General features: G+C 59.9%; 14 protein-coding genes. 10 read left to right on the top strand and 4 right to left on the bottom strand.

What is annotated here, in order from left to right:
- Positions 1-295 precede the first annotated feature (295 nt).
- Positions 296-1,189, bottom strand: coding sequence for a DUF4282 domain-containing protein (locus tag MHK00_RS08505; protein WP_250411334.1), 894 nt, complete (start codon positions 1,187-1,189; stop codon positions 296-298).
- A gap of 87 nt (positions 1,190-1,276) precedes the next feature.
- Positions 1,277-2,338 carry a Cj0069 family protein gene (locus MHK00_RS08500; protein WP_250411331.1) on the bottom strand — a complete coding sequence of 354 codons (1,062 nt, stop codon included), beginning with the start codon at positions 2,336-2,338 and terminating at the stop codon, positions 1,277-1,279.
- Between the two features lie 248 nt (positions 2,339-2,586).
- On the opposite strand from MHK00_RS08500, the gene MHK00_RS08495 reads away from it, so the two are divergent.
- The 7 genes from MHK00_RS08495 to MHK00_RS08465 all read left to right on the top strand — a co-directional run bounded on the left by MHK00_RS08495 (position 2,587) and on the right by MHK00_RS08465 (position 9,120).
- Positions 2,587-3,450: a sulfurtransferase gene (locus tag MHK00_RS08495; RefSeq protein ID WP_150850515.1), complete on the top strand. Its 864-nt coding sequence runs from the start codon at positions 2,587-2,589 to the stop codon at positions 3,448-3,450.
- Between the two features lie 156 nt (positions 3,451-3,606).
- Complete coding sequence (locus MHK00_RS08490; RefSeq protein ID WP_250411329.1) at positions 3,607-5,370, top strand: acetyl/propionyl/methylcrotonyl-CoA carboxylase subunit alpha; 1,764 nt, start codon at positions 3,607-3,609, stop codon at positions 5,368-5,370.
- A gap of 23 nt (positions 5,371-5,393) precedes the next feature.
- Positions 5,394-5,837 carry a hypothetical protein gene (locus tag MHK00_RS08485; RefSeq protein WP_250411326.1) on the top strand — a complete coding sequence of 148 codons (444 nt, stop codon included), beginning with the start codon at positions 5,394-5,396 and terminating at the stop codon, positions 5,835-5,837.
- A 42-nt stretch (positions 5,838-5,879) separates the two neighbouring features.
- Entirely contained in the window at positions 5,880-6,461 is a 582-nt protein-coding gene (locus MHK00_RS08480; protein WP_250411323.1) for an ABC transporter ATP-binding protein, read from the top strand.
- A complete protein-coding gene (locus MHK00_RS08475) occupies positions 6,458-7,480 on the top strand; it encodes an ABC transporter permease (RefSeq protein ID WP_250411319.1) in 1,023 nt (340 codons plus the stop codon). Before MHK00_RS08480 ends, MHK00_RS08475 begins: the two co-directional genes overlap by 4 nt.
- Before the next feature lie 141 nt (positions 7,481-7,621).
- Positions 7,622-7,999: a GntR family transcriptional regulator gene (locus MHK00_RS08470; RefSeq protein WP_179387448.1), complete on the top strand. Its 378-nt coding sequence runs from the start codon at positions 7,622-7,624 to the stop codon at positions 7,997-7,999.
- A gap of 47 nt (positions 8,000-8,046) precedes the next feature.
- Positions 8,047-9,120, top strand: coding sequence for a DUF5808 domain-containing protein (locus MHK00_RS08465; protein WP_250411316.1), 1,074 nt, complete (start codon positions 8,047-8,049; stop codon positions 9,118-9,120).
- Between the two features lie 165 nt (positions 9,121-9,285).
- Here the strand turns inward: MHK00_RS08465 and MHK00_RS08460 are convergent, their stop codons facing one another.
- Positions 9,286-12,717, bottom strand: coding sequence for a pyruvate carboxylase (locus tag MHK00_RS08460; RefSeq protein WP_005326749.1), 3,432 nt, complete (start codon positions 12,715-12,717; stop codon positions 9,286-9,288).
- Between the two features lie 360 nt (positions 12,718-13,077).
- On the opposite strand from MHK00_RS08460, the gene MHK00_RS08455 reads away from it, so the two are divergent.
- From MHK00_RS08455 to MHK00_RS08445, 3 genes are read left to right on the top strand one after another with little or no spacing between them, the layout of a single operon-like run.
- Complete coding sequence (locus MHK00_RS08455) at positions 13,078-13,446, top strand: GntR family transcriptional regulator (protein ID WP_150850928.1); 369 nt, start codon at positions 13,078-13,080, stop codon at positions 13,444-13,446.
- Positions 13,433-14,287 carry an ATP-binding cassette domain-containing protein gene (locus MHK00_RS08450; RefSeq protein WP_250411313.1) on the top strand — a complete coding sequence of 285 codons (855 nt, stop codon included), beginning with the start codon at positions 13,433-13,435 and terminating at the stop codon, positions 14,285-14,287. The genes MHK00_RS08455 and MHK00_RS08450 overlap by 14 nt, the downstream gene beginning before the upstream one ends.
- Positions 14,288-14,289: 2 nt before the next feature.
- Positions 14,290-14,973: a hypothetical protein gene (locus MHK00_RS08445; RefSeq protein WP_005326756.1), complete on the top strand. Its 684-nt coding sequence runs from the start codon at positions 14,290-14,292 to the stop codon at positions 14,971-14,973.
- Positions 14,974-15,089: 116 nt separating this feature from the next.
- Here the strand turns inward: MHK00_RS08445 and MHK00_RS08440 are convergent, their stop codons facing one another.
- Positions 15,090-16,517: an NAD(P)H-quinone dehydrogenase gene (locus MHK00_RS08440; RefSeq protein WP_250411312.1), complete on the bottom strand. Its 1,428-nt coding sequence runs from the start codon at positions 16,515-16,517 to the stop codon at positions 15,090-15,092.
- Positions 16,518-16,542: the final 25 nt, after the last annotated feature.

Raw genomic sequence — 16,542 nt, 5'->3', positions numbered from 1 at the left:
GCTTACATGCAGCTTAAACATAGTCTGCCATGCAGCTTAAACCGACGACAGAGCATACGGGCGGCGTATGTGGAGACACCAAGAGCAGTAGCAGCGGCACGATAGCCCACGCCTTGCTCAAATAGTTCAACCAACTGCTCCCGCTGATGCTCACTCACCAAACTTCGAGCTCTCAATGAAAACTACTCCCCACTAATCGGAAACTGATTTCTCAGTCCAACTAATGGGGAGCAGTTCAATTTCGCTGGGGCGCTCGTCGTTGCTCGCTTAATTGAGCAATCAGCTCATGACGGTGCTAGTCCATCTTGTCCAGGATGTCGCCGGTGTTTTGCGCAATGCGCACGTTCGCCACCATGGCTTCCAGGAATAGCCTGATGGCAACCATGATTGCGTAGTAGATGACAGTGCTCAGTACCGCCAGGAAGATGAAGGCAAAGATGCTTCCGAAGATGGCGGACGCGGAATCTTCCCTAATGCCATAAATGCCCATGCCGGTGGCGAAAAAGAAGGCACCGAGGAGGTGAAGGATCCACATGATACCGCCAAGAATCATGGCAACCTTGTAGATTTCCTTCACGTGGGTGAGGGTCAGGAAGTGCTTGAACTCGAACTCAAATAGTCCGCCCAAAAGGCCGTCCTTCTTGCCCAAGCCCTTGAGAGTGTCACTCATCTGGCTCTTCTTATCACCGAGAGTCTGGCCGGAATCGGCAGGAGCATCGCCTGCTTGCGGGAACTGTCCGAATCCCTGGCTCGTGCCCTGCTGCTGGGTATAGCCGCCGAAAACCGGTTGATCATTAGTGGACTGGGCGGAGCCGAATTGATCGCCGTTCGCAGCAGCGTCCGATGATGCCGAATCCGTAAATGGATTATGCGCACGGGAGGCAGCGCCCCCGCTTGGGGTGGAGGAGTTCGAAGAGGCCCAGAAGTCAGAGGAGGTGCCCTCCGCGCTCGGCTGCGGGGAAGAAAGGTCACTCGATTTTCCAGACTTACCAGGCTTCTCGGTGTGGCCGAAAGACTTCGTCTCCTTGGCATCGGTAGAGCCGAATTCCTTAGTCTCATTCACCTCGGAGGCACCGGCGCCTTCGGCGCTTTTCGCAGCGTCCTCGGCGCGGTGACGCGGGGTTTCAGAAAAATCGCGCGGAGAAAAATCCTTCGGAAACCCGTCGGAGTTGAAATCATTATCAGCCATGATCTGGTCCTTAGAAAATGCTTTAGGGGATGGTAGGAAAATGCCCCACGGTCACCCGTGGGGCCACTTGGCAGAATACAGCGTGCGCTAGGCGTTCGCGTCCTGAACGCGACGAATTGCCTCGGCGGCAACCTTTTCTTGGATGCCCATGTCTAGCTCAGAAGTGAAGCCAACACAGGAACAGTTGATCTCGCCGAGGACATAGGTGTCGGTGCCATCCGGGGCATCGTCAAGCATGAAGTCCGCGGTCCAAATCAGCGGAACGTCCTTGGTATCGCCGAGCTTCTCTGCGATAACGGGGCGAGCCTTCTCGAACATCTCGAGCAACTCCGGCCAAGATTCCGGCTTATCGTAGGTGTACTTTGCGCCGGAGAAGAGCGTGGCAGAGAAGTTGTCGCCGCCTTCCGCTGGCTTCTTGTGCACGATGAATACCGGCTCATCTCCCACGAGGAGAATACGGATTTCACCCTCCACAATGCGCGGCATAAAACGCATGTCCACCAGCATGCCGTTATCGCCCTCAATGTACTGATCACAGAAATCCATGAAGGCGCCCAGCTTGTAGTCATGGGTCTGGTTATCTACTGCCTCGGTGCACTTCAGGGCGGTATCGAGCGGGAGCGCGGTGCCCGGTTCCACGGATTGGGCAAGCTCTTGGTCCGCGAGGCGCACGCGCCAGATGCCCTCACCGGTGGAACCGCGGTTTTGCTTAAGTACGCGCTCGCCATAAGACAGCGAGGTGGGGAAAGTATTGTGCAGCTCTTCTACCTCGTAGTACGCGGCAGTATCGTCCGGCACCAGCGGGGTGTCATTGAGCTTGACCAGTGCATCTTTGGCGCCGTAGGCCATCATGTCCGCCGGAGTGGACATGCCTACCAGGCCGGCATCTGCCAGCTTGGTGAGCATTTGGAAGTAGCCCTTCTCGCCACCGGGGATATTGCCTGGGTTCACACGAGAGATATAAGCATCAAAGTTTTCAGAAACCTGGGCGTAGATTTCCTCTGCCTTGTCTGGGTGGAAGTAGATGACTTCCGCATCCCAGCCTTGTTCCTTGATCGCGTTGACGATCGGCATGGTGTCCTTACGGTGACCATCTGCGCCTTTATCGGAGCCGCCCTCTACCTCAAATACAACGATTGCCTTGTGCACTAGCAGTTCCCTTCTTAGGTGGTGTTCATAGCACGTTTTCGCACCATATCCCAAGTTTATCCCAGCTTTTCCTCCCCCGCGCGGCCAACTGCCCCCTCTACCTAACCCCGCCGGCCGGCACCCCTATTTCCCCGGCCGAGCCCTGTATCGCACACCACAGGAATGATCCCCGAGTGATCACCACGGGAAAATTCGGGTTAAAGTGGTGGGAGCAAATTACTAACCCTTATAGGAAAGGCAGGCGGACAGTGGCTGACGTTGATCCCTATCCCCCATTTCAGGAATACGCACACCCCGAGCGCCTCGTGTCTGCACCGTGGCTGTCCGCACGCCTAGGCATCAAGGGCCTGCGCGTCATTGAGGTCGATGAAGACTCGCTCCTCTATGACATTGGCCATATCCCCACCGCCACCCGTATCAACTTCCGCACGGAACTATTGAGCCCACTTACTCGCGATTTCATCGATGGCAAAGAGTTCACTGCCTTGATGCGGGACAAGGGCATTAATGCCGACGATACGATTGTCCTTTATGGCGATAAGTCCAACTGGTGGGCCGCCTACGCCCTGTGGGTATTTACCCTCTTTGGCCACAAGGATGTTCGCCTGCTCGATGGTGGCCGCAATGCCTGGATGGCCGAGGAACGCGATACTTCCTTCATGGTGCCGGACTTCCCCGAATCCGAATACCCCGAGGTAAGCCGCGATGATTCCGTCCTGCGTGCCTTCGTAGACCAGGTACGCGAGTCCGAAGGAGCGCTCGTGGATACCCGCTCCCCAGAGGAGTTTGCGGGCGAGGCCACCGAGCACGATCCCAATGGCGATTCCGCCTACGGCACCACCATGCGCCATGGCCACATCCCCGGCGCCATCAACCTCGAGTGGGACCGTTCCAACTATCCCAACTCCTGCTTCCGCTCGGCCGAGGAGCTCAAGGTTAATTACGGAATGTTGGAGCCTGAATCTGCAACGATCCTCTACTCCCACGTAGGTGCGCAGGCCGCGCACACCTGGTTTGTGTTGACGCATCTTTTGGGATTCACAAAGACGCAGGTCTACGATGGTTCGTGGTCTGAGTGGGGCAATATGGTGAAAATGCCGATTGAGCGTTAACTTTTTCGGTTTCGCCACATAAACCCATATCCGGCAGGGATGTGGGTTTATTTTTGTTCAAAAACATCCCCACTCGCGTGCGTGAAAATTAACTCATGCTTTTGTGTGCAAGAATAGATTGCGTATTCAACCTAATGTGTTCAGGAGGTTGCTGCCGTGGCAGTAGAAACCAAAAAGATCTCTAAGGTTCTCGTGGCGAACCGCGGTGAGATCGCCGTTCGCGTGATCCGCGCGGCCCGCGACGCTGGCATTGCCTCCGTCGCCGTCTACGCCGAGCCAGACTCCCAGGCACCTTTTGCCTCGCTTGCCGACGAAGCCTTTGCCCTCGGCGGCACCACTTCTGCCGAGTCTTACCTCGTCTTTGACAAGATTCTGGACGCCGCAGAAAAGTCCGGCGCCGATGCCATCCACCCCGGCTATGGCTTCTTGTCTGAAAACGCCGACTTTGCCCAGGCCGTCATCGACGCCGGCCTGACCTGGATTGGCCCCTCCCCCGAGTCCATCCGTGATTTGGGAGATAAGGTCACCGCGCGGCACATCGCCGAGCGTGCCGAAGCCCCCATGGCCCCAGGCACCAAGGATCCGGTAGCCGGCGCCGATGAGGTGCAGTCCTTCGCCATGGAATACGGCCTGCCCGTAGCCATCAAGGCTGCCTTTGGCGGCGGCGGCCGCGGCATGAAGGTGGCCTACTCCGCAGAGGAGATCCCCGAACTTTTTGAATCCGCTACCCGTGAGGCAACCTCCGCCTTCGGTCGCGGCGAGTGCTTCGTAGAGCGTTACCTGGACCGAGCCCGCCACGTCGAGGCCCAGGTGCTGGCGGATAAGCACGGCAACGTAGTCGTCGTCGGCACGCGCGATTGCTCCCTGCAGCGCCGCTTCCAAAAGCTGGTCGAAGAAGCCCCGGCCCCTTTCCTCACCGAGGAGCAGCGCGCCTCCATCCACGAGTCCGCCAAGCGCATCTGCCGCGAGGCCGGTTACTACGGCGCAGGCACCGTGGAATACCTGGTGGGCGCTGATGGCCTCATTTCCTTCCTAGAGGTCAATACCCGCCTGCAGGTGGAGCACCCAGTTTCCGAGGAAACTACGGGCCTCGATCTCGTGCGCGAGCAATTCCGTATCGCTGAGGGCCACGAGCTCTCGCTCAAGGAAGACCCCACCCCGCGTGGCCACGCCTTCGAGTTCCGCATCAACGGCGAGGATGCCGCGGCGAACTTCATGCCAGCCCCTGGCACCATCGTGAAGTACTCCGAGCCAGCAGGTCCGGGCGTGCGCGTTGATTCCGGCGTCGTCCAGGGCTCCGTTATTGGCGGCCAATTCGATTCCATGCTGGCCAAGCTCATCGTCTGGGGCCCAGACCGCGAGACCGCGCTGCGTCGCTCCGCCCGCGCCCTGTCCGAGTACACGGTGGAGGGCCTGCCCACCGTTATCCCGTTTGACCAGGCTGTCGTTGCTGACCCTGCCTTTACCGCAGAAGACGGCAATTTCCGTGTCTACACCAAGTGGATCGAAGAGGAATGGGATAACCAGCTGCCCGCCCACGATGACTCCACCGATGCAGAGGCCGCCGAGGCCGAGCCTTCCCAGGTGCACACCGTGGAAATCGATGGCCGCCGCATCGAGGTTGCCCTCCCCGCCTCCTTCGGCGCCAACGGTGCCCCGCGCAAAAAGAAGAAGCGCAAGGGCTCTGGCGCCAAGGCCGCAGTGTCCGGCGATGCCGTTACCTCCCCGATGCAGGGCACGGTCATCAAGGTCAACGTCGAAGAAGGCCAAGAGGTCACCGAGGGCGAGGTTCTCCTCGTGCTCGAGGCCATGAAGATGGAAAACCCCGTCAAGGCGCATAAGGCCGGCACCGTTACCGGCTTGGCCGTGGAAGCAGGCGCTTCTACCACCAAGGGCAGCGTACTGCTGGAAATCAAGTAGCCTACCCCGCTAGCCTTGGAAGAATGACTGATTCTTCCCTCGGCGTGCGCTTGGCCAAGGAAGAGGACCGCGACTATCTTGCGGGCCTCTTCCCTTCTTCTATCGCGGACTGGTCCCCCATTGTGGACGGCGGGGTCATCGCCCTGCCCATGGCCGCCAACGAGGACCCCACCGTTGCTCCCCGCGGCGCCGCGCTCCTGCGCTACTACCCCGCCGCCGACAAAGGCCCAGCTTTCTTGGGCGATCCCTCGGCGCACCCGCTTGACGACGCCACCTGGCTCACCCCCTTCGACCCCGAAGACATTCCCGAGCTCATCGTCTCCAGCGATGACCCCGCCGCCCGCGAGTTGCTTATTGCCAACGCCATCGACCTCGCGGCCGAGCAGACTGCCCCCGGCATCTCTTCCGCTGAGCCCTTGCCCGGATTTGAAGAGCTCACCCCCGGTAAGTTCTTCCGCCGCTTCTAGCTCGTCCCTATGCTCGGCCGCCCTCCTGCTAACCTAGCTACGATGCTGAAAATAGATGCAACTTATGGACATTCCACCGCTTTGGGGCAGCTGAGTCGCACCTTCGACGCCGGGCGCGTATACGGCTTGAAGGGCCCCAATGGTGCGGGTAAATCTACGCTGCTGCAGACCTTGAGTGGCGAAATTGCCCCGCTGAAAGGCACCGTCTCCATCGACGGTGCCGCACCCGGCAGCGCAGAGGCCGCCGGCTCCGTCATCGCAGTTTCGGATCCGGTCTTCTTGCCCGACCTCACCGTCGGCGAACACTTCACCCTGCTTTCGCGCCGCTCCGGCGTGGACTTTGCCGAGGTCCATGAGCTCTGGGCTATCGACGACGCCATCCGGAACTCCGCGGTCAGCGACCTTTCTTCTGGCCAGCGCCAACGCGTCTACCTCGCCGCCCAGCTCTATCAGCCGGCCAAGGCCCTGCTTATCGACGAACCCGAGCGCCACCTTGACCACACCTGGACCGCCTTCTTGGCCGAGGAGCTGCGCCACCTCGCCGCCGAGGGCCGCTGTGTAGTGCTGGCCTCCCACTCCCCGGCCATCTTCGATGCCTGCGACGAGGTGGTGGAGATTTCATGAAGCTTCTGTCCACAGCCTCCTCAGCCCTCTATTACGCCTTTATAGCGGCGCTCATCGCGAGCGTCAGTGTTTACGCTTGGCAGAATGCCGCCGAGGTTTTGCCCTCGCTCGCGCAGCGCACAGCCGCGGCCCTGCCCGCCACCGCGACCATCGGCGCTGGGGTCGGCTCCCTCGCCCTCATCGTTCTTCTTGAAGCGCTCTATCCGCTGCGCAGCCTTTCGCTCAGCCGGTGGGTCTATGTGGATAGGCCGCGGGGGCGTATGCGGGGCGTCGATAAGCTGTCCATTGCCCAGCTCGCCGGCGTGAGCCTCCTCGGCCTAGCCCTGTGCGCGTCGCTGCGCCTTCCGCTCTATGCGGCGATGGCCCTCCCCTTGCTGCGCATAGCGCTCGGCTGGCGTTCCTTCGACCTCGCCTCGCTTCTTCGCGCGGGCCGCACCCGTGCCGTCAGCTCGTCCTCCTTTGGACTGCTGGATTCTGAGGTTTCTGCCGATGCCATTGCCTCCCAGTCGGCCCGCCTGCGCCCCAGATCGCGCGCCACGGCGTCGCCCAGCCGCCTCTTTTTCCGGCGCCTATACCGCCGCTGGTACATCCCGCTCGGCGCGGTAGCTGTCATCGGCCTCACCCTAGGCCTTGTCCCACAACTCGGCAGCCTGGCGCTCATGGGATTCGCTGCCGCATGGACCATCGTCGGCGCAGCCACCGGCCGCGCCGCATCCTTTGGCCGCATCATCAATGGTGCTTGGCCCGACTGGGGGCTGCCTTTGGCCGCGACCGCTGTTACCGCGGTACTCGGCACCGCCTTCATCGCCGCCGTGTGGAAGCTGCCTGTACTCGTACTCGCCGCGTGCTGTTTAGGACTTACCTATGCCTCTTTCAAGCGCTCCCGCCCAGCGCGAGTGACCACTATGAACATCATCGACACCGGCGGATTCGGTGCTTCATTCTCCCCCGAAGTCTTCGGTTACTTCCTGCGCGGTGGCTACGGCATTGCGGCCATAGCTGTAATCCTCTTTTTCTAGTCGCCCTGCGCTTTCCCCAGGTACGTCACTTCAATAAGTTGCACATACCTGGGGATTTCTTTTGAGCTTTATTCTGTATTACTTCACATAACACAGTTTGTGTTACTATAAGTAATACAGAATAAAGATTGGAGGTGACAGATGTTCATTAACCTCAACCCCGATTCAGATGTCCCCGTCTTCCAACAAATCCACGATGAATTAGTACTGGCCATAGCTCGCGGCCAGCTCTCTGATGGCGACAAGCTAGACCCTGTCCGCCGCGTCGCCAAAGACATAGGCATCAACCCGGCCACCGTGAAGAAGGCGTACGACCTCTTGGTCTCTGACGGCCTCGTTGAAACTGCCGGGCGTTCCGGCTCCATCGTCAGACCCGGCGCTCACACCGAGGCTCAAGAAAGGCAACTAGCTGAGCAATTAGGCCGAGTAGTCGCGCTCGCCCGTGCCCAAGGCTTTAGCCCAGATGAGCTCCACACCCACCTCAGCTCCACTCTTAAACACTTGGAAGTATCCTCATGATTTTCGCCCTTTTAATGGCCGCCACAACTCTCGCAATTACTTGGATTATGGCCAAAGCCCCTTCCCTTGCCTCGCCCGGCACACCGCTCGGTGTGCGCGTGCCAAAGGCCTACCTTTCCGATAGTGCAGTTACCTCTGCGCTTGCTGGATACAAGGTACGTACTTGGGGCTGCGGCATCGCGGCAACAATTCTGTCCCTCTTTGCCTGGAAGTTGCCACTCCTCGCCGCCGTACCGTCCCTCTTGGTAACGCTCGGCGGCTTGTGGGCCTACATCTCTCAACGCCGCCGCATCATCGCGGCGAAAAAGACCGGCGATTGGTTCGACGAGGTCGAAACCACCATCGCTGCTCGTGTTTCCACCACCGCCAATGGCACACCCGAATTCGCAGGCATCCCCACGCCGACTTTTCCGTGGATAACAATGCTCGCCTCGCTGTTGTGTATCGCGGCTGGTGCCATCATCGTCGCTTCCCACTGGTCCGATATTCCTGACCCCGTTCCAGTGCACTGGAATTCTTCCATGGAGGCGGATAATTGGAGCGAAAAGAATATCGGCAGCGTATTTTCTATCTCCTTCATCACCTTAGGAACGCTCTTACTTTTCGCCATCATCTGCTCTTTTATCGCACATAGTGAGGTATCCCCACGTTCAGAACGCAGCATTAAAGCTCGGCTGCGCAACGAGGCCAACCTCGCCTTCACGAATACCGTCATGGGAGTTCTCACCCTGCTCATGTGTGCCGGCATGGCCTTCACGCAAGTAACCGGCCCTGTACCGCAATTTCAGCGGTTTAATGGCGCCGCCATTATCACGATGTTGGTGCTTACCATCGGTGGCAGCATCGGACTGGTTGCGCTTCTTCTCTACAAGCAATCTCAATTATCCGAGCAACTGCGTGGAATCCGCTTTCCCGATGAAGACAAAGAATCACCGGACAATGACCATCTCTATAAATGGGGCGTGATGTACTACAACCCAGAGGATCCGGCGGTACTAGTGGATAAGCGCTTCGGCACCGGCATGTCGTTTAATTTCGCCCGCTGGCAGGCCAAGGCATTCCTCGCCATCGCGCTTCTGGTTCTGGTCGGCTCGATAGCGCTGCCTTTACTACTGGGCTGAAAATCCTGGCCCTCCACGCTGAATCACGATTTTCGTCCATATAAACCACCAAAACCGTCGACGAAATCGGTGGTTTATATGGACGAAAGTCGCGAAAGCCGCCTGCAGACAGCACAGCGCCCCGCTTCCTAGAGGTTTAGGAAGCGGGGCGCTGGCGTGCGTCAGTTAGTTGATGACGGCGATGAGGTCGCCGCCTTCCACCTTGGTGGCCTGGCCGATGGCCACGCGCTCGACCACACCATCCTTGGTGGCGGAGATGGAGGCTTCCATCTTCATTGCTTCGATGACGGCGATTTGGTCGCCGGCCTTAACCTCGTCGCCAGGCTTGGCGGTGGGGTTGACCACGCCGGCGAATGGTGCGGCGACGTGTCCCTCGTTGGAGGGGTCGGCCTTTTCTACGGTAGCGACCGTGGATTCGGCGTTCTCATCGCGGACCTTCATCGGGCGAATCTGGCCGTTGACGTTGAGAACCACGTTGCGCATGCCCTTTTCGTCCGGCTCACCCACGGCGTCGAGACGCACCACGACCTGCTTGAGGTCGGCGCGATCGGTGGAGTCCTCTGGGAAGTAGTGGACGACCTTTTCTTCGCCTTCGGTAAGACCGTAGAAGAAGGTGGTATCCGTCAGCGCCTCAGTGTTGCCGTACTTGCGGCGGAACTCGTTGAATTCCTCGAACTGCTTCGGGAATAGCAGGCGGTTCAGGCTGGCGCGGCGCTCATCGGAATTATCGGATTCCAGATGCGGCTGTTCTTCCGCAGGAACCTCGCTCACCTTGGCGCCGGTTTCCTCCCGGCCATCGAGTACCTTATCGCGCAGCTCCGGCCAACCGCCCGGAGGAGTACCGAGCTGGCCGCGGAGGAACTGGTTGACCGAGTCCGGAATATCGAACTTGGTGGGGTTGGCAGCGAAGTCCGCAGGGTCGACGCCTGCACCGACAAGATGAAGGGCGAGGTCGCCCACGACCTTGGAGGATGGGGTGACCTTGGTCGGACGGCCCAGCATCTCATTGACTGCTGCGTAGGTGTCCTCGATGACCTCGAAGCGGTCCGCCAAGCCAAGGGCATCGGCTTGGGCACGCAGGTTGGACAGCTGGCCGCCTGGAATCTCGTGCTTGTACACGCGACCGGTCGGGCCAGGGATACCGTTTTCAAACGGGGCGTAGAGCTGACGCACAGCCTCCCAGTAGGGCTCGAGATCGGATACGGCCTGCAGGTCGATGCCGGTATCGCGCTTGGACTGAGAGAATGCTGCAATAAGAGCGGACAGCGACGGCTGCGAGGTGGTACCAGCCAGCGGCGCGGAGGCGCCGTCGACGATGTCGGCACCGGACAAGGCGGCCGCATAGTAGGTTGCCATCTGGCCGCCCGCGGTATCGTGCGTGTGCACGTGCACCGGCAGGTCGAATTCCTTGCGCAGCGCCATAACCAGCTTGGAAGCAGCCTCAGGGCGGAGCAGACCAGCCATATCCTTGATGGCAAGGATATGGGCTCCGGACTCTACAATCTGCTCGGCCAGCTTGAGGTAGTAATCCAGCGTGTACAGGTTCTCGCTCGGAGAGGAAAGGTCACCGGAGTACGCCATGGCCACCTCAGCAACGGTGGTATTGGTCTCGAGGACGGCATCGATGGCGGGGCGCATCTGGGAGACGTCGTTAAGTGCATCGAAAATACGGAAGACGTCCACGCCGGACTTGGCTGCTTCCTGGACAAAGCCGCGGCAGACCGAGTCTGGGTACGGGGTATAGCCCACGGTATTGCGTCCGCGCAGGAGCATCTGGATGTTCTGGTTCGGCATAGCCTCGCGCAGCATATCCAGGCGGACCCAAGGGTCCTCGTGGAGGAAGCGCATGGCGACGTCATAAGTCGCACCACCCCAAGCCTCGACCGAGAACAGGTTCGGGGTCATGCGGGCTACGGCTTCGGCTGCAGAAACCAGGGCGGTACTACGCACGCGGGTAGCAAGCAGGGACTGGTGAGCGTCGCGGAAGGTGGTATCCGTAACCATCAGCGCATTCTGCTGGCGGATCTTCTCCGCCCACTTTTGCGGGCCAAACTCGAGCAGGTCATCGCGGGAACCGCGCGGGAGCGGCTCGGAAAGGTCCAGCTCAGGGAGCTTATCAAACGGACGCAGAGCCGTCGGACGCTTACCGTTGGGCTTATTAACGGTGGTCTCTGCGATGTACTCGAGGATGCGACCAGATTCGTCGACTGCCGGCGGAGCCTTGAGCAGGTGCGGGTGTGCGTTGATGAATCCGGTGTCCACGCGGGTCTGAGTGAAGTCCGGTTCGCGCAGCAGGGCGCGCAGGAAGCCGATATTGGTGGCCACGCCGGAGACGGTGAACTCGTTGAGCGCACGCTGGGCGCGCTGCACGGCCTGCTCGAAAGTGACTCCACGGCAGGTCATCTTCACCAGCAGAGAGTCGAAGTTGGGCGAAACCTCAGCACCCACGGACGTTGCACCGTCCAGGCGCACGCCGGCGCCGCCCGGCGAACGATACGCGGTCAGCGTGCCGGTATCGGGACGGAAGCCGTTATTCGGGTCCTCGGTGGTGATGCGACACTGCAGGGCAGAACCGGTGATGGAAATCTTGTCTTGGGCGAGGTGAATATCTTCCAGCGATGCGCCGGCCGCGATATTCATCTGGGCCTTGACGATGTCTACGCCGGTGATTTCCTCGGTCACGGTGTGCTCCACCTGCACACGCGGGTTCATCTCGATGAAGACGTGATTGCCGCGCTCATCGACGAGGAATTCCACGGTGCCCGCGCCCTCGTAATTGATGTGCTCACAGAACTTCACCGCATCCTGGCAAATGCGGTCACGCAGCTCAGAATCCAGCGACGGAGCCGGCGCAATCTCTACCACCTTCTGGTGGCGGCGCTGCACCGAACAGTCGCGCTCGAAGAGGTGCACCACGTTGCCCTGGCTATCGGCGAGAATCTGCACCTCGATGTGCTGCGGGTTGATGACCGCGGTTTCCAGGTACACGCTGCCGTCACCGAACGCCGCCTCCGCCTCGCGCGAAGCCTCGGCCGCCTTTTCGCGCAGCTGATCCTCGGATTCCACGAAGCGCATGCCACGCCCGCCGCCACCGGCGACAGCCTTAACGAATACGGGGAAGTTAAAGTCCTTGGAGTATTCCACCAGCTTATCGACGTCCGTCGATGGCTCCGAGTCCTGCAACGTCGGCAGTCCAGCTTCCTTTGCCGCACTAACTGCCGCAGCCTTATCACCGGTCAGGTCCAACGTGCTTGGGGTCGGACCAATGAACTTAATGCCATTGTCCTCACACGCACGAGCAAGATCCGCGCGCTCCGAAAGGAATCCGTAGCCGGGGTAAATGGCATCCGCTTCGGCCTTCTTGGCGGCGCGGATAATCTCATCAATGTCCAAATATGCCTTGACCGGCTGCCCCTCGGCGCCGATGCGGACGGCCTCATCCGCGAAGGCGCGGTGGAAGGAGTTTCGGTCTTCGCGAGGATAGACCGCGACGGTCTTTGCCCCGGTCTCAAAGGCAGCACGGAATGCACGCACGGCGATTTCGCCGCGGTTGGCTACCAGAATCTTTTTGAACGATGGAAGCGCGGGATTAGCCACTTCGGTGTTCCTTTCAACTCGGAAGGTACTGCGATACAGCACCTCCTCTTGGGTGATCCGTATCTCAGTTTAGAGATCGAAACCTTTCTTGTCTGCCCATTTTCAAGCGGATTTTGCCACACTATCCAGCGCTTAAACCGTTGAACGGGTGGTTTCTGCAGCCCGACCAGTAATAACAGGGTTAGCCGGCCTGTAAATCTTGCAAATTTTTACCTCAACAAAATATGCAGCGGGGACACCTGCGCACCCAAGTGAATCGTTGTTGACCGAACGCCTTCCCGGCTATATGGTTACCCACATAGGTGGTAAACCCATACACCACGAAAGGAATCATATGCCGCATGCACGAGAGGCCGCACCATGAGCGATACCCGGCCCATTTATCAGCAACTAGCAGGAGGAATCAGGGACATGATTATTTCCGGTGAGCTCGCCGAGGGAGAACGCGCCCCTAGTACCAATGAGCTTTCAGCTTTCCATTCCGTCAACCCCACTACCTCCGCAAAGGCACTAACCGTCCTCTTCGAGGAAGGTCTGCTGGAAAAGCGACGCGGCCTGGGCATGTTTGTGCGTGAAGGCGCGCGCGACAAGGTACGCCACCAACGCCAAGAGGCGCTCAGGGAAGACTTCATCGTGCCTCTCCTCAAGGAAGGAGCCGCGCTGGGCTTAAGCGCCAGCGATATCGCCGACCTCATCGAAGCCGAAGGAGACCATCATGACGCACCTTAAGTTGCAGAACGTTACCTGCAAGCGCCGCTTGCACGTGCCGCACCTCGATCTCAACGCCGGCATGTACGGGCTGATCGGCCCCAATGGTACTGGCAAGACCACGCTCTTGCGCGCGGTAGCGGGGTTCCTACCCATTAAAGGCAGCATCGATACCCCACAGGTGGCGATCGCGCGCACCGGCGCCGATATTTTGCTCGCCGGTTCCACCGTGCGCCAGCACCTGCGCGCCGCACAGCATGTGCGCGAGGGATTCGACGTGGGGTATGCGGAGGAGTTGTTGGATAAGGTGGGCGTCGATAAGCGCAGCAAGAACCGCACCTTGAGCACCGGCCAGCGCCAATTGGTTGCCTGTGCCACTGCCCTGGCCGCGCGCACACCGGTCACCCTCCTCGATGAGCCTTTCAATGGCCTGGACGCGCCGACGCGCACCCGCCTGCGTGAGCTCATCATCGCTCATGCCGCAGAAACCCCGGATTGGCTGCTGGTGCTTTCTTCTCACCGCGCCGAAGACCTCGTCGGCTTGGTTGACCAAGTCATTACCGTGCACGACGGCACGGTCAATAAGCCCACCGACCTGGAATTCCAACGGCCGCACTACCCCGTGCTTAGCGGCAGCACCAAAGACGTGGAGCAAGCACTCGCGCTTGCCGACGCCCTCCCCCTCCACCGTTCCTCCCTTGGCTCCACCTCCAAGGTGCACGCCTGGTGCCCGGCCCCGTTCCCGGCCGATACCGCAGCCGCTGCCCACGTCACCGTCTCCTACCTCGACGACGGCCAGCTCATTGATTCCCTTGTCTCCCGCGCCCACGAATCCGCCCACACCTCACAAGAGGAGTCCTAGCCATGCAGACACTCAAGACCTTTAATCTCAACGCCACCAAGGCGCTCACCGTCATAAGCATCATCGTCGTGTTGCTGTGGGTTCTCCCGTATGCCGTCCCCAGTGATCCTTCTACCCTCGGTGCCAATCCGACCGGCTGGGGAATATTCGCAGTCTTCATGTGGGGACTCTATTGTGCCTTCGCCGCAACCGAATACCGTTCCTTGCGCGGCCTAGGGATGCACCCCCGGCAATGGCTTACCAGCATGCACGCGACTCTGTGGCTAGCCGCGCTCATTTTTGGTGCCGTCGCTTGGACCGCTTACTACATCGCACTGCAATCGGGTGCGTATGCGAATTCTTCGTGGGCAATCACCCCCGGCACAGTCGAAGCCAGCCTTCCTTTCTGCTATGCAGCAACCTTCGGTAGCTTCGCCTGTGGCCACCTCATTACCGGATACGTTGGCGCGCTCATCGGTGTGGTGGTCAGTAGCGCAAACCAAAGCTCCCTGTTTGTTCGGCTGCTACTTATCGCCGGCATCATCATCGGTCTATTCCTAGCGGATGGCATTCTCATCACGCTCGTGGAATCTTTTGGGGCTGCAGAAATCGGCGCACCATGGCCCGGCATGTTCTTCTTCGCTGGTTTAGCTGCCCTAATCTGCACCGCAGCAATTCACCTGCTCGCGCGGCGCATCCAGCCTTAACCTGCCCCGGTGTTAAATGCACCAATTCCCCCGGCCTCCAAGAAGACTGCAGTCTCTTGAGCCGGGGGAATTCTTGTCATACGCTGCTGCTGTACTAGTGGCGGAAACGGTGTGGTTTACTCCAGATCGTCGTGGGCAACGAGGCGTCGAGCAGCCTCGGTGATGGTGCCCGACAGGGACGGGTATACGGCGAAGGAGTCGGCCAGCTGGTTCACGGTGAGCTGGTTGGTCACGGCCATAGCAATGGGCAGGATGAGCTCGGAGGCGGTCGGCGCGACGATGACGCCGCCGATAACGCGGCCGGAGGTCGCGCGGCAGAAGAGCTTGACAAAGCCGTGCTGCAGGGAGCGCATCTTCGCACGCGGATTGGTATTCAGCGGCATGGTGATGGTGCGGGCGGCTACCTCGCCTGCCTCGATTTCTGCCTGGGTAAAGCCTACGGCAGCGATCTCTGGGCGGGTGAACACGGCGTTGGCCACGGTCTTCAGGCGCAGCGGAGAAACGCCCTCACCCAAGGCGTGGTACATGGCCACGCGGCCCTGCATTGCGGCGACGGATGCCAGCGGGAAGAGGTCAGAGCAGTCGCCAGCGGCGTAGATACCGGCGATATTGGTGCGGGAGACGCGGTCAACCTGAATATGGCCAGACTTGGCGGTTTCTACGCCCACGTTCTCCAGCTTCAAGTCCTGAGTATTCGGGATGGAGCCGATAGACATAATGACATGGGAACCGGTAATCTCGCGGCCGTCCTGAGTGGTCACCAGCACGTTGCCGTCCTCAGTGCGGTTGACGGTTTCCACGCGGCAGTTCTTTTCCAGCTCAACGCCGCGCTCGCTAAGCACGGTCTCGAGGACGTCGGCCGCGTCGGCGTCGTCATGCGGCAAAATGCGGTCACGGGAGGCAACCATGGTGACCTTAACGCCTAGCTCCGCAAAGGCAGAGACGAACTCCGCACCGGTCACGCCGGAACCGACGACGATGAGGTGCTCCGGCAGCTCGGTGAGGTTATAAACCTGCTGCCAGGTAAGGATGCGCTCACCATCCGGCTGAGCGCCAGGGAGAATGCGAGGGGTGGCGCCGGTAGCTACCAAGACGAGGTCTGCGTTAATGGTTTCTTCGTGGCCGTCCTCGTTGAATACGGCAGTGACCTTATGGCCGCCGAAGGCATCGGCTTCCTGATCCTCAGGGAAGTAGCCGCGGCCGTCGATAACGCGGGCTCCTAGGGATTCCACCGTGGCGCGGATATCGGAGGACTGGTTGCTTGCCAGGTCCAGCACACGCTTATTCAGCGCGGTTAGGGATAGGTCGGCTTGGCCAATGCCCTCGTTGAGCTTCATATCCTCGGCGCGGCGCAGGTCGGTCTTAATATTGGCGCCGGCGATAAAGGACTTGGAGGGAACGCAGTCCAAGATAACGCTGTTACCACCCATGCCCTGGTCTTCAATAATGGTGATTTCTGCACCATATTTGGCGCCTGCCAACGCGGCCTCATAGCCTGCTGGGCCACCGCCGATGATGACGATTCGCTTGGTCTGGTTCAACACGCACTTGCTCCTTTATCGGCTCCAC

The sequence above is a fragment of the Corynebacterium tuberculostearicum genome, from assembly GCF_022347385.1.
In the GTDB taxonomy this organism is placed as follows: domain Bacteria; phylum Actinomycetota; class Actinomycetes; order Mycobacteriales; family Mycobacteriaceae; genus Corynebacterium; species Corynebacterium tuberculostearicum_M.
This window is presented reverse-complemented; position numbering and strand designations above follow the sequence as displayed.